Origin of the sequence: Brevibacterium otitidis, assembly GCF_042429315.1 — a bacterium.
Taxonomy (GTDB): domain Bacteria; phylum Actinomycetota; class Actinomycetes; order Actinomycetales; family Brevibacteriaceae; genus Brevibacterium; species Brevibacterium otitidis.
Genome location: NZ_JBHMAU010000070.1, coordinates 1 through 12,056 on the forward strand (window position 1 = coordinate 1; position 12,056 = coordinate 12,056).

Sequence of the window (12,056 nt, forward strand, 5' to 3'; positions counted from 1 at the left end):
CGGTCGGCCATACCGTCGCTGCCGCCGACCCAGTCAGCGAAGGCGTCGCTCACATCCGCGTCGCAATCACATCGCCTGGGTAACTACAGTTGTGGAAGTCAGGTCTGAAGGTTCACGCGCTGTTTTATCGAGGCGTGCATAGCCAGGGTGAGGTTGCCCGCCGAATACTCCTCTGCCGCCTCATTGAGGCGCTTGCGCAGAGCGTCCATCTGTTCCTCGACCTGACGCACTGTCGCCATCCAGTCATTGTCCGGCTCTCCGATCACAGCCAGGTGTTCTGACATCGGCAGCCACCCCAGTAATGCGCCAACCACACAGGCATCGGTGGGACGGGTCAGTTACTGTGTCGCGGGCTTCGGCATCGATGACGCCCGCGACCCCGTGCTCGTGTCGGACACAGCGGCGCAGCAACCAATGACGGTCAGGCAGGAGGATCCGGCAAGAAGGCCGAGAGGTTTCCGAGAAGGAGCGGGCAAGGATCTTCGCCCAAGCCAACCTAGTCTTCGCACGTGTCTCGGTGATCCTCCGGCTGAACCGGGCACCAGACGCTGATATAACGCGATTGAAATATTCGTCGCAATGCGGACCGTGGTCGATTACCGCAATGCCGAGCGACGGCTGCCCCAGATAGAGGAATGAATGTGATGCTCGTGAAGCTGTCCGACCTGGAGGGCCACAGCGAGACCGTCCGTATGCGCCGGGAGGACGATCCCGAGTACGCAGCTGAAGCCGACCGGCTCGCGACGCAGGGCCGGTGAGCAGGCTGACTGCTCACCGGCCCCCGTGTGCATGCCGTGTCGCTGTGTTCAGATCCGGCCGGCGGAGAAGGTATCGCACGCGGCAGGATCGCCGTACTCATATCCGCGCATGAACCAGGTCTCGCGCTGTTCGGAGGATCCGTGTGTGAAGTTCTCCGGTGTCACCCGGCCCTGCGCTTTCTCCTGGATCCGGTCATCGCCGACCGCCTCGGCAGCCGAGACCGCCGAGCGGATGTCCGAGGACGTCAGCGGCTGCAGGTACGGTTCACCGGTCCCGGCGTCCTTCGTCTTCGAGGCGTTCGACGCCCACACCCCGGCATAGCAGTCGGCCTGCAGCTCCAGGCGCACCGCTGAGGACTGCGGGCCGGTGTCACCGTGCTGGGCGCGGTTGATGGCGCCGGTCAGGCGCTGGACATGGTGGCCGAACTCGTGGACGATGACATACTCCTCGGCCAGTGGACCCTGGCCGGCGCCGTACTGACTGCGCAGCTGGTCGAAGAACCCGACGTCGAAGTAGGCCGTCTCGTCGGCCGGGCAGTAGAAGGGACCCATCGCCGAACTTGCCGCCCCGCAGCCGGTCTGCCACGAACCAGACGTCAGCACCACCTCGGGCCGGTGATACCGCACCCCGAGCCGGGAGGCGCCACCGCCCCAATAGGCGTTGAGCGAGTTCACGGTGCCCACGACCCGGCACTCGATGTTGCGGTTGGCGTCCTCACCGGTCTGGCACTGCTCGGCCAGCGACTGGCCGCTGTCCTGCTCACCGACCTGGGAGTAGTCGTAGCTTGAGCTCTCGCCGAGGCCCTGGTTGATGAACCCGGGGCCGAAGAGGATGACGCCGAGGATGAGCACGGCGATCGAGCCGATGCCCCCCGCCGACCTTGATGGGACCGCCCATCCTGCCGCCGGACCGGCGGGAGACCTGGGAGGTGTCGAGCTGACTGCCGGGATTGAATGTCATGGCAGTAGCATAGTGTGGGCACGGCGCCGGGAACGGGCGTTCACCGGACCTCACCAGCGTTTTCGGAAGGACACAGATTTCGTGACGATCACTGTCGCCGTCGACGGTTCTGCCCTCGGCAATCCAGGGCCCGCCGGCTGGGCCTGGTACATCGACGACGACTGCTGGGATGCCGGCGGCTGGATGCAGGCGACAAACAACCGCGGTGAGTTGCAGGCCGTCATCGAGATCCTCCACGCCACGGCGGAGGACGCGACACCGCTGCACATCCTGTGCGACAGCCAGTACGTCATCAACTCGGTGACGAAATGGATGCCGAACTGGAAGCGCCGCGGCTGGAAGAAGGCCGACGGCAGGGACGTTCAGAACCGCGATCTGATGGAAGCCCTCGATGCTGCGTTGGCCGGGCGCAGTGTCGAATTCGAATGGGTGAAGGGCCACAGCAGCCACGCCCTCAACGATGCTGCCGATGAGCGCGCCCGCGCCGCCGCCGGTGCCTTCAAGGACGGCACCGCAGTGCCGAGCGGCCCCGGGTTCACGTGCGGGGGCGGCACGACGAGCGAGGGAGAGACTCAGGGTTCCGCAACTCAAGCGGATTCCACGCCCGCCGTGCAGGTGTCGTGCCTACTCGAACGTGAGCTCGCCGATAGCATTGTCAGCCGCGCACACGCAGCCGGACGCACCCCGCAGCAGGAGCTCGCCAGGCTCATCCGCCTCGGCGCCGGCGCCGCCTATGGAGCTGATGTCTGATGATCTCTGTCCATGACCTCGAGGTGATGGTCGGCGCCCGGACGCTCATGAGCGAGGTGTCCTTCCGCGTCGACAAGGGCGAGCGCGTCGGTCTCGTCGGCCGCAACGGTGCCGGCAAGACCACCCTGACGAAGGTGCTCATGGGCGAGGTGCAGCCGAGCGCCGGTACGGTCTCGCGCACCGGCAGCGTCGGTTACCTGCCGCAGGATCCGCGCACCGGGAACCCGAAGTCAACTGCGTTGGAGCGGATCCTCGCCGCTCGCGAGCTCGATGTCATCGCTCGTCGGATGCGCAAGGCCGAAGCGCAGATGTCCGATGCTGACCCCGACGTCATGGCCAAGGCGATCGAGAAGTATCCGCGGATCGAAGCCGAGTTCATCGCCGCCGGCGGCTACGCTGCCGAATCCGAGGCGCTGAGCATCGCCGCCAATCTCGGTCTGGATGAGAAGACGATCCGGCAGGAGCTCGAAACCCTCTCCGGTGGTCAGCGCCGCCGCGTCGAGCTCGCTCGCATCCTGTTCGAAGCCCCGGACACGATGATCCTGGATGAGCCGACCAACCACCTCGATGCCGAATCGGTCGCGTGGCTGCGCGGATACCTCAAGACCTATTCCGGTGGGCTCATCATCATCTCCCACGACCTCGATCTCATCGACGAAGTCGTCAACACCGTCTTCTTCCTTGATGCCACCCGCCAGTGCATCGACATCTACTCGATGTCCTACCGGCAGTACCTCATCCAGCGCGAAGCCGATGAGCGGCGCCGGCGCCGGGAGCGTGCGAATGTCGAGAAGAAGGCCGCCGCCCTCAGCGCCCAGGCCGACAAGATGCGTGCGAAGGCGACGAAGGCGGTGGCCGCACAGCAGATGGCCAAACGTGCCGAGCGGATGCTGCAGGGCCTCGAATCCGAGCGTCAGTCGGAGAAGGTCGCACATCTGCGCTTCCCGTCACCGACCCCGTGCGGCAGGGTGCCGCTGACGGCAGAGGGCCTGTCGAAGAGCTACGGCACGACCGAGGTGTTCACCGGTGTCGATCTGGCGATCGACCGTGGATCCAGAGTCGTCGTCCTCGGCTTCAACGGTGCCGGCAAGACGACGCTGCTGACCCTGCTGGCCGGACTGGAACAGCCGGACGCCGGTGAGGTCATCGCCGGGCACGGCCTCAAGCTCGGCTACTACGCGCAGGAGCACGAGACGCTCGACGTCAACCGCACGGTGCTGGAGAACATGGTCGCGCACGCGCATCATCTCGATGACACTGCGGTGCGCAATGTGCTCGGCTCGTTCCTGTTCTCCGGTGACGATGTCTACAAGCCCGCCGGGGTGCTCTCCGGTGGTGAGAAGACCCGTCTCGCGCTGGCAGCCCTCGTCGTCTCGAGCGCCAATGTGCTGCTGCTCGATGAGCCGACGAACAACCTCGACCCGGCCAGCCGTGAGGAAATCCTCTCAGCGATCCGCCGCTACGAGGGCGCGATCGTCCTCGTCACCCACGATGTCGGCGCCGTTGAGGCCCTCAACCCGGACCGTGTGCTCCTGCTGCCCGATGGCGATGAGGACCACTGGTCGTCTGACTACCTCGATCTCGTCACCCTCGCCTGAAGCACAGTCGGAGGTCTGGTCTGTCCGAGGAGAGAGGCTGGGCTGGCGCACGGCTGGGCATCCTCGCCGGCCGCGCCCTCAGCATCCCTGCTTTTCAGAATCCCTGCTCGTCGAGCATCGCGTCCTCAGCCTCTTCTGCTGAGCCCGGCCGACGACGGGCAGGCGCGATCCTGTTTGCAGTGTGCGGCCGTGTCCGGTCTTCGACTCCGGCACGCCGGGCTGCGGCGCGGCGGGGATCAGCACTGCCGTAGCGGGTGCCGCGGCTCGGCCCGCTCGGGGCGGCACGGCGTCCGCGGCCAGCGGCGATGGTGTTCTTGTCAACGACGACATACTGGGTCGTCGCGGCCTGGCCGGTCTGCTCGGCAGCCTCCAGGTCACGGCTGATGCGCTCCCGGCGGGCGGCATAAACGACGCCGCCGAGGATCATGATGCCGAAGACGATCCACTGGAACGTATAGGACAGGTGTGAGCCCGGGTCGGTGCTCGGCGGCGGCAGCGCCGTCAGCCCCTCGGCCGCCGGCGGGTCTTCTGCGTCCAGTTGGGCATAGGCGCCGGTATAGGGGTCCGTCATGCCCGGCACATTCTGCGGGTCGATGCTGCGCAGCGAGTTCTGCGTGACCGTCTCATCCGGGCTGTCCTGCGGCACCCGCAGCCATCCGGTCACCGTGACCTCACCGGCTGGCGGATCCGGCAGCAGGGCCAGGTCCGGGGTCTGTCCGGTCTGACCGGGCGGCACCCAGCCGCGGACGACCGCCAGTTCAGCGCCGGAATCCGTGCGCAGCGGCACGAGGACATAGAGCCCGGCCTGGCCGTCGACACTGCGGTTGCGGATGAACACCGTCGAAGCCGGATCGTAGGTACCGGTGGCCTCGAAGCGCTTCCATTCGAGATCCTCGGGAAGCCGTGTGGAGGTCTCCGGCAGGATCTCTGCCAGTGGCTCCGCCGCGCCGTGGTAGTTCGCGTTGATGCGTGCGATCTCGGCATCGCGGGCCTCACGCCGGTTGTTCTGCCAGTTGGCGAGGAACCCGCAGGCCACAGCCGCCACGATCGCCATGACGATATAGCGCATCCAGCGGGAGGAGAAGATGAAGCTGTAGGAGCTAGCGGCCATCAGCCTGCTCCTTCGGGAATCTCATCGACGGGCACGTCATCCTTGAGCAGGCCGCGCAGATGCAGATACTCGTGCAGATAGGTCCGGTGCTCATCACAGGCCAACCATACTTTTCGCCGCTCCGGCGTATGGATCCGGGGGTTGTTCCACAGCATCGCGAACGCCGCAGGCCTCCGGCAGTCCCGCGCCGAGCACTGCCGCTCATCCATCGCGGCCATCGCCCTCCTCGGGCGCCTCATCCGGGATGACGACCTCGCCTTCAATGACCTCGCCTTCGATGACGTCACCGCTGAACCGCGCCGTGCGCTCATCGGCTGTCTGCCTTCCGGCCGCTTGCCTGCCTTCGGTCATACCCGCATGATCGTCTGCCGCCCCAACAGTCGAAGCGTCAGCATCGGAAGCTGCAGGGCCGGCACGGAAGACGGTGTAGCCCCGGACGTGCTCGCCCCCGGCCCGGCCAGCCGACGGATGATCCGCACTCGAGGCGCTCGGCGCCTCGGGCCCGGCCGCACCAGAAGCACCCTGGCCGGCACCGGTGCCCTCCGGCAGAGCCGACCGCGGCGGGCCGTCGATGAGGGCCGTGCGCATCTTCGTGTTGTTCTCTTTGCCGGCGTTGGCGATCTGCACAGCGATCCACGGCAGCAGCACCGCCCCGGCGACGCACGCCCAGCGCACCCATCCGGTGGTGACGATGGCGAGGACGAAACACACCATGCGGATGCTCATCGAGACCAGATAGCGCTGGGAACGGGCCCGGGTGTCAGCTTCATGAGACTCGTCGGCGTCCGTGATGTGCGTGCGTGGTCTCTTCGCTGCCATAGCCTTCCAGGAGTCGTGCCGTGAGGTACAAAAGCGTACCGCCCTATTGTCTCCCAGATACTCAGAACTTTCATCAGTGCGTTAGGTTGGAGAGGTCACACATTCCGTGCCGCACCGCCGCGCGGACACCGATCGCTAAAGGAGCCCACTTCGTGTCTGAATCACGCGTCGTCCTCGTCACCGGAGGCAACCGCGGCATCGGCCGCACCATCGCCGAGGAGTTCATCGCCGCAGGCCATAAGGTCGCGGTGACCTCCCGCAACGGAGAAGCACCGGAGGGAGCCTTGGCCGTCAGCGCCGACGTCACCGACTCCGACTCCATCGACGCCGCCTTCACGAAGGTCGAAGACGAGCTCGGCCCGGTCGAGGTCGTCGTCGCCAACGCCGGCATCACCAAGGACAACCTGCTCATGCGCATGGACGACGATGAGTTCGATGCGGTCATCGACACCAACCTCACCGGCGCGTTCCGCACCGTCAAGCGCGGCATCACCCCGATGATCCGGGCCAAGTACGGCCGCATCGTGCTCATCTCCTCGGTCTCGGGGCTGCTCGGCGTTGCCGGACAGGCGAACTACTCCTCTTCGAAGGCCGGCCTGGTGGGCCTGGCGCGCTCGATCACCCGTGAGCTCGGCTCGCGCGGCATCACCGCAAATGTCGTGGCGCCCGGCTTCATTCGCACGGACATGACCGATGCGCTGCCGGAGAAGCAGCAGAAGGAGTACCTCGGGCAGATCCCGGCCAAGCGCTTCGCCGATCCCGAGGAGGTCGCTCGCGTAGTCCGCTGGGTCGCCTCCGATGAGGCCGCCTACATCTCCGGCGCCGTCATTCCGGTCGACGGCGGCCTCGGTATGGGACACTGAACAACGAATCGACAACCGCAGCCGGGCATGACCCCGGCTGGAAGAACGTGAGAAGGAATGGGGAATATGGGAATTCTTGACGGCAAGCGTATCCTCGTCACCGGTGTGCTGACCGAGGCGTCGATCGCCTTCGCAGCCGCCCGTCTGGCGCAGGAACAGGGCGCAGAGGTCATCCTGTCGTCGTTCGGACGGCAGATGAAGATCACCTCCGTCATCGCTGAACGACTGCCGCAGCCGGCGGAGGTCATCGAACTCGACGCCACCAACGACGAGGATCTGGCAGCGCTGCCGGAGCGTCTGGGCGGAAACATCGACGGCATCGTCCACGCCATCGCCTTTGCACCCAAGGATGCGCTCGGCGGCGTGTTCCTCGACACTCCGTTCGAGTCGGTGTCCAATGCGATGCAGGTCTCGGCCTTCTCGCTCAAGTCGATCGTCATGGCCGCCAAGCCGGTCATGAACTCCGGCGCCGGTGTCGTCGGTCTGACCTTCGACGCCACAGTCGCTTGGCCGGCCTACGACTGGATGGGTGTGTGCAAGGCCGCCCTCGAGTCGACCAACCGCTACCTCGCGAAGTACCTGGGCAAGGACCAGATCCGCTGCAACCTCGTCTCGGCCGGTCCGCTCAAGACGACGGCTGCTAAGTCTATCCCCGGCTTCGAAGCATTCGAGGATGTCTGGGGCGAGCGTGCTCCGCTCGGCTGGGATCAGACCGACACCGAACCTGCCGGCAAGGCCATCGTCGCCCTCCTGTCCGACTGGTTCCCGGCGACGACCGGTGAGATGGTCCACGTCGACGGCGGTCTGCACTCGACCGGCGCCTGATGCCGGCTGGCTGCGGGGCTTGACGCCCTGGGGCGATGTGGGCTGATGGAGGACTAGGGCTTCTGAGGCTCTGCAGGGTCTGAGCTAATTCGGCTGGAGGCGCAGCTGGAAGGTCTCGGATTTCCGCCTGCAGGACCTCGAACCGGGCTCCACTCACGCCTTGAGGGCCCGCCAACAGAAAGAGTGTTCAAACTTCGATGGTGAATCGGCCATTTCACCATCGAAGTTTGAACACTCTTTTTCTGTACCCGGGTCTTTGTGCGCCTCGNGTTCTGAGTTCTCGACGATGTGTTCTGAGTTCTCGACGATGTGTTCTGAGTTCTCGACGATGTGTTCTGAGTTCTCGACGACGTCATCTGCCCAGCCGGAGCCCCATTCGTCACCGTCCGACGGTGTTGCTCAGGACCTTGGCCCGTCCTTCATGCTCCGGACGCGTGCGCAAGGGCCCAGCGGTGACGTACCGTAGGAGGTACCTGTTGCTTCGCGAAAGGACACCATGCCGTATCTGGTGATCGGCCGACATGCCAAGGCCGACCGGCCACCGGTCGACGACTTCGACCGCCCGCTGACCGAGGGAGGATTCGCAGAAGCTGCCCGGCTCGGCGAGTTCCTCACCGAATACCCCCTTGACTGCCTCATCAGCTCTGCTGCGCTGCGCACCATGCAGACCGCCCAGGGAGTCGCCGACGCTTTCGCGAAGGCCGGCACTGAGCTGGACATCCGCGCCGACCGGGCGCTCTACGACTCCGACGTCGATGACTGGATCGAGGTCATCGGCACAATCCCGTCTGATTCGACCGGCGCCTACATCGTCGGGCACGAGCCGATGGTCTCGGAAGTCATCACCGAACTGTGCGAGGACTTCACCCTGACCGAGAAGTTCCGGCCATCATCGATTGCGATCTTTGACCTGCCCGCATGGGGAATCGCCGCCGGCGGGTTCCCGAAGCCGGAGATCCACTGCTTCCGCGACTGAAGTGTGTGGATCTGAGGTGAGGCAGCTGCTGGCCACCTCACCTGAGGCGACGCGGTGGCCGGCTGTCAGTTCATGCGGCCGGTGACCGCAGCCCATACGGCATCGAGGCGCCGCACCGAGATCGTCGCATCGGCGACCTCGGCCAGCGCTGGCTTAGGGCAGAAGGCGATACCGAGGCCGGCCTCCTGCGCCATGAGCGCATCATTGGCGCCATCGCCGATCGCGATCGCAGCCTCGACGGGCACACCAGCCTCTGCACAGAGACTGCGGAGGAAGTTGCGCTTGTACTCAGCGTCGACGATCGTTCCGGTCACCTTGCCGGTGAGCACGCCGTCTGCGACCTCGAGCGTGTTGGCTGCATAGTCGGTGATGCCGTACTCCGCAGCGAGCGGGGAGAGGATCTGGGTGAAGCCGCCGGAGACGAGTCCGATGCGCCCGCCATTGCTCTGCACGAGACTGACGAGCTCAGCCGCACCACCAGTGGGCGTGATCGCTGCGCGTACCTCGTCGAGCACGCTGACCGGCAGGCCCTTGAGCGCTTTGACCCGCGCCCGCAGGCTCTCCTCGAAATCGAGCTCACCGCGCATCGCCTTCTCCGTGACCTTGGCGACCTTCTTCTCCGCGCCGGCCTCAGCTGCGAGGAGGTCGATGACCTCGTTCTCGATGAAGGTCGAGTCGACATCCATGACGACGACCGCAGGCGTGCTGCGGGCAAGCGGTGCGGGAACGACGATGACATCGCTGCCAGCGGCGATCTCAGCGGCCCGGCTGAGGTGGGCCGGAAGCTGTTCATCGGTGACGAGCTTGGAAGCAACGGAGAACGGAGGCTGGCTGCCGTCGACCGCGCGCACGACGCTGATTCTGTGCATGCCGCCCAGTCTAGCCATGCAGGACCCAACGTCAGCAGGCGCGTCTGACCTCTGCCGTGATCGCGGCCACGACCTCGACCGCTGCCGCATGCACGGCCGCCAGCGCAGCCCCGAGCTCCGGCGGCTGCACGACAGCAGGGACGAGGACGCTGCGCATTGACTCGTGGATCTCCAAGGCCGTCACGAGCTGCTGGGCGGCGGCGGGATCCGGCACGAACCGGGCCAGCGCCTCGGCAGCGGCCTGCGGACCGGTGAGCTCAGCCTGCCAGTCCCGCCACTGCCAGCTGCCCACCCCTGCCGGCACGTCAGACAGCGATTCGACGACAGAGAGCGCAGCCATCGTCGTCTGCCGCAGCTGCCGGGAAGCCTCCGAGCTGCTCACGGCACCCAGCCCAGCTGCTGACACGGCAACGCATGGGACGAAGCGCATTCCAGCCTCGGCGTCGATGACGATGAGAGCGCGGGCCCGGCCGCCAGACTCCGCAATCGCCACAGACTGCGCCTGGGCGAGCAGCCGACGATGCGCACGGTCGACCTTCGGCACCGCAACCGGCAGGCTCGGGTGGATGAGGACGCAGCGCACCTGATCGATCCCAGCCGCCCGTAGCCGGGGCAGCGCCAACAGCATCCCGGCCGGCACCTCGGCAGCGGGATCGATAGCCGCATCCTCGATGAGCAGGGGGACCGGGTGCTCGGATGTGAGAAAGGCCTCAGCACACGCATCCGGACTCACCCGTCCGGCGAGCCAGGCGCTGGCCGAGAGGGCGAACAGCAGACTCGGCAGAGTGGCATCGAGATCGGTGGCGGGATCTGGGGACATGATCGCCACTGTAGAGCATCTGGACACCGCCGGCCGGGCAGCGGCCGGCGCGTACTGTGTCATCGCGCTGCGTGTACTAAGGTTTGGGATATGAGCGATGTTCTGGTCTTTGACGATGTCCGTGTCCGCCGCGGGACGAATCACCTGCTCGATGGACTGTCCCTGAAGGTCAGCGAAGGCCAGCACTGGGCGATCCTCGGCCCCAACGGCGCAGGCAAGACGACGCTGCTGGAACTGGCCAGCGGGCGGATGCATCCCACCGCCGGCACTGTCGACATCCTCAGCCAGCGCCTCGGCCGCGTCGACGTGTTCGAGCTGCGTCCGCGCATCGGGTATGCCTCCCAGCATCTGGCGGCGCGCATGCCCAATGCGGAGAAGGTCCTCGACATCATCCTCACCGCAGCCTACGGCGTGCTCGGCCGGTGGACCGAAGCCTACGACGAGGTCGACACCTCCCGGGCCGAGGACCTGCTCGCAGCCTTCGGGATGGAGCGGATGAGCGAGCGTCGCTTCGGCAGCCTGTCCGAAGGTGAGCGCAAGCGCGTGCAGATCGCCCGGGCGCTCATGACCGACCCTGAGCTGCTGCTGCTCGACGAGCCGGCCAGCGGCCTCGATCTGGGCGGGCGCGAGGAGCTGCTGCAGGCGCTCACCGAGATCCTCTCCGCCCGCTCCGCCCCGACGACTCTCATGGTCACCCACCATGTTGAGGAGATCCCGCAGGGCATCACGCATGCGCTGCTCCTCAAGGAGGGCGATGCGGTGGCCGCCGGGCCGATCGAGGAGACGCTGACGGCGGAGAACCTGTCCGAGACGTTCTCGGTCCCTGTGCGCATCGGAGTGGAGGACGGCCGCTACCACGCCCAGGCACGGTACTGAGCCCCGGCATGGAACTGCATCACATCCTGCTGACGCTGCTCGCCGGCGTCGGCGCCGGAGGGATCAATGCGATCGTCGGCTCCGGCACCCTCATCACCTTCCCGGCCCTCGTCGCATTCGGCGTGCCGCCGGTGACGGCCACGATGAGCAATGCCGTCGGCCTCATCCCCGGCAACATCGCCTCCTCGTTCGGCTATCGCACGGAGCTGGCCGGGCAGAAGAAGCGGATGCTCCAGCTCATCCCGGCCAGCCTGCTCGGCGCGCTCACCGGCGCCTACCTGCTGCTGCACCTGCCGGAGGATGCGTTCATCACGATCGTGCCGGTGCTGCTCGTGCTCGCCCTTTTGCTTGTCATCTTCCAGCCGATGCTCCAACGACTGCTGCGCGACCGGGCGATCCGCTCTGCCGAGGAAGCCGCACCTTCACCAGAGGCTGCCGGGCATACCGGAACGCCGTCGATGTCGATCGGCCGGCATATCGCCGTGTTCATCGCCGTCTACGCCACGGCCGTCTACGGCGGCTACTTCGCCGCCGCCCAGGGCATCATCCTCATCGCGCTGCTCGGTATGCTGCTGCCGGAGACCCTGCAGCGCATCAACGGTGCGAAGAACGTCCTCGTCCTCGTCGTCAACACCGTGGCAGCCGGCATCTACGTCATCGTCGGTTTCGACCGCATCAACTGGATGGCCGCCGGTCTCATCGCTGCCGGCTCGCTCATCGGCGGCTACCTCGGGGCGCGGGTGGGCCGGAAGTTCTCACCGGTGCTGCTGCGCAGCGCCATCGTCATCCTCGGCCTGGTGGCGCTGTGGAACATCCTGCAGATGTGAGCC

At 66.2% G+C, this 12,056-nt stretch carries 13 protein-coding genes and 1 pseudogene; 7 read left to right on the forward strand and 7 right to left on the reverse strand.

Translation table 11 applies throughout. The annotated features are described in order from the left end of the window. Positions 1-98 precede the first annotated feature (98 nt). Positions 99-284, reverse strand: coding sequence for a hypothetical protein (locus tag ACFFN1_RS11560; RefSeq protein ID WP_376840919.1), 186 nt, complete (start codon positions 282-284; stop codon positions 99-101). A 522-nt stretch (positions 285-806) separates the two neighbouring features. Continuing rightward, positions 807-1,719: pseudogene (ypfJ, locus tag ACFFN1_RS11565) on the reverse strand (KPN_02809 family neutral zinc metallopeptidase). 81 nt (positions 1,720-1,800) lie between these two features. Between ypfJ and ACFFN1_RS11570 the strand changes: the two are divergent. Together ACFFN1_RS11570 and ACFFN1_RS11575 are read left to right on the forward strand one after the other, a co-directional pair. Continuing rightward, entirely contained in the window at positions 1,801-2,469 is a 669-nt protein-coding gene (locus ACFFN1_RS11570) for a ribonuclease H family protein (protein ID WP_376840922.1), read from the forward strand. Next, positions 2,469-4,067, forward strand: coding sequence for an ABC-F family ATP-binding cassette domain-containing protein (locus ACFFN1_RS11575; RefSeq protein ID WP_376840923.1), 1,599 nt, complete (start codon positions 2,469-2,471; stop codon positions 4,065-4,067). Before ACFFN1_RS11570 ends, ACFFN1_RS11575 begins: the two co-directional genes overlap by 1 nt. 94 nt (positions 4,068-4,161) lie before the next feature. Here the strand turns inward: ACFFN1_RS11575 and ACFFN1_RS11580 are convergent, their stop codons facing one another. The 3 genes from ACFFN1_RS11580 to ACFFN1_RS11590 are packed head-to-tail and all read right to left on the reverse strand — an operon-like array spanning position 4,162 to position 5,997. Continuing rightward, on the reverse strand, positions 4,162-5,178 hold the full coding sequence (locus tag ACFFN1_RS11580; protein ID WP_376840925.1) for an SURF1 family cytochrome oxidase biogenesis protein: 1,017 nt from the start codon (positions 5,176-5,178) through the stop codon (positions 4,162-4,164). Next, a complete protein-coding gene (locus ACFFN1_RS11585; protein ID WP_376840927.1) occupies positions 5,178-5,396 on the reverse strand; it encodes a hypothetical protein in 219 nt (72 codons plus the stop codon). The genes ACFFN1_RS11580 and ACFFN1_RS11585 overlap by 1 nt, the downstream gene beginning before the upstream one ends. Next, positions 5,380-5,997 carry a DUF3099 domain-containing protein gene (locus ACFFN1_RS11590; protein WP_376840928.1) on the reverse strand — a complete coding sequence of 206 codons (618 nt, stop codon included), beginning with the start codon at positions 5,995-5,997 and terminating at the stop codon, positions 5,380-5,382. Before ACFFN1_RS11590 ends, ACFFN1_RS11585 begins: the two co-directional genes overlap by 17 nt. A 152-nt stretch (positions 5,998-6,149) precedes the next feature. On the opposite strand from ACFFN1_RS11590, the gene ACFFN1_RS11595 reads away from it, so the two are divergent. The 3 genes from ACFFN1_RS11595 (at position 6,150) to ACFFN1_RS11605 (ending at position 8,661) form a co-directional block, all read left to right on the forward strand. Then, the gene (locus tag ACFFN1_RS11595) at positions 6,150-6,860 is read left to right on the forward strand and encodes a beta-ketoacyl-ACP reductase (protein ID WP_376840929.1); all 711 of its coding nucleotides are present in this window, start codon (positions 6,150-6,152) and stop codon (positions 6,858-6,860) included. 66 nt (positions 6,861-6,926) lie between these two features. Next, the gene (fabI, locus tag ACFFN1_RS11600; protein ID WP_376840930.1) at positions 6,927-7,685 is read left to right on the forward strand and encodes an enoyl-ACP reductase FabI; all 759 of its coding nucleotides are present in this window, start codon (positions 6,927-6,929) and stop codon (positions 7,683-7,685) included. A gap of 496 nt (positions 7,686-8,181) precedes the next feature. Then, positions 8,182-8,661 (forward strand): SixA phosphatase family protein, encoded by a 480-nt coding sequence (locus tag ACFFN1_RS11605; protein WP_376840931.1) that lies wholly within the window; start codon positions 8,182-8,184, stop codon positions 8,659-8,661. 65 nt (positions 8,662-8,726) lie between these two features. Here ACFFN1_RS11605 and serB read toward each other — a convergent pair whose 3' ends face one another. Together serB and ACFFN1_RS11615 are read right to left on the reverse strand one after the other, a co-directional pair. Beyond that, positions 8,727-9,530, reverse strand: coding sequence for a phosphoserine phosphatase SerB (serB, locus tag ACFFN1_RS11610; RefSeq protein ID WP_376840933.1), 804 nt, complete (start codon positions 9,528-9,530; stop codon positions 8,727-8,729). Between the two features lie 31 nt (positions 9,531-9,561). Next, positions 9,562-10,350: a hypothetical protein gene (locus ACFFN1_RS11615; protein WP_376840934.1), complete on the reverse strand. Its 789-nt coding sequence runs from the start codon at positions 10,348-10,350 to the stop codon at positions 9,562-9,564. A gap of 90 nt (positions 10,351-10,440) precedes the next feature. Between ACFFN1_RS11615 and ACFFN1_RS11620 the strand changes: the two genes are divergently transcribed. Continuing rightward, positions 10,441-11,226: an ABC transporter ATP-binding protein gene (locus ACFFN1_RS11620; RefSeq protein WP_376840936.1), complete on the forward strand. Its 786-nt coding sequence runs from the start codon at positions 10,441-10,443 to the stop codon at positions 11,224-11,226. Positions 11,227-11,234: 8 nt separating this feature from the next. Next, positions 11,235-12,053, forward strand: a complete 819-nt coding sequence (locus tag ACFFN1_RS11625; RefSeq protein ID WP_376840937.1) for a sulfite exporter TauE/SafE family protein — start codon at positions 11,235-11,237, stop codon at positions 12,051-12,053. Positions 12,054-12,056 lie beyond the last annotated feature (3 nt).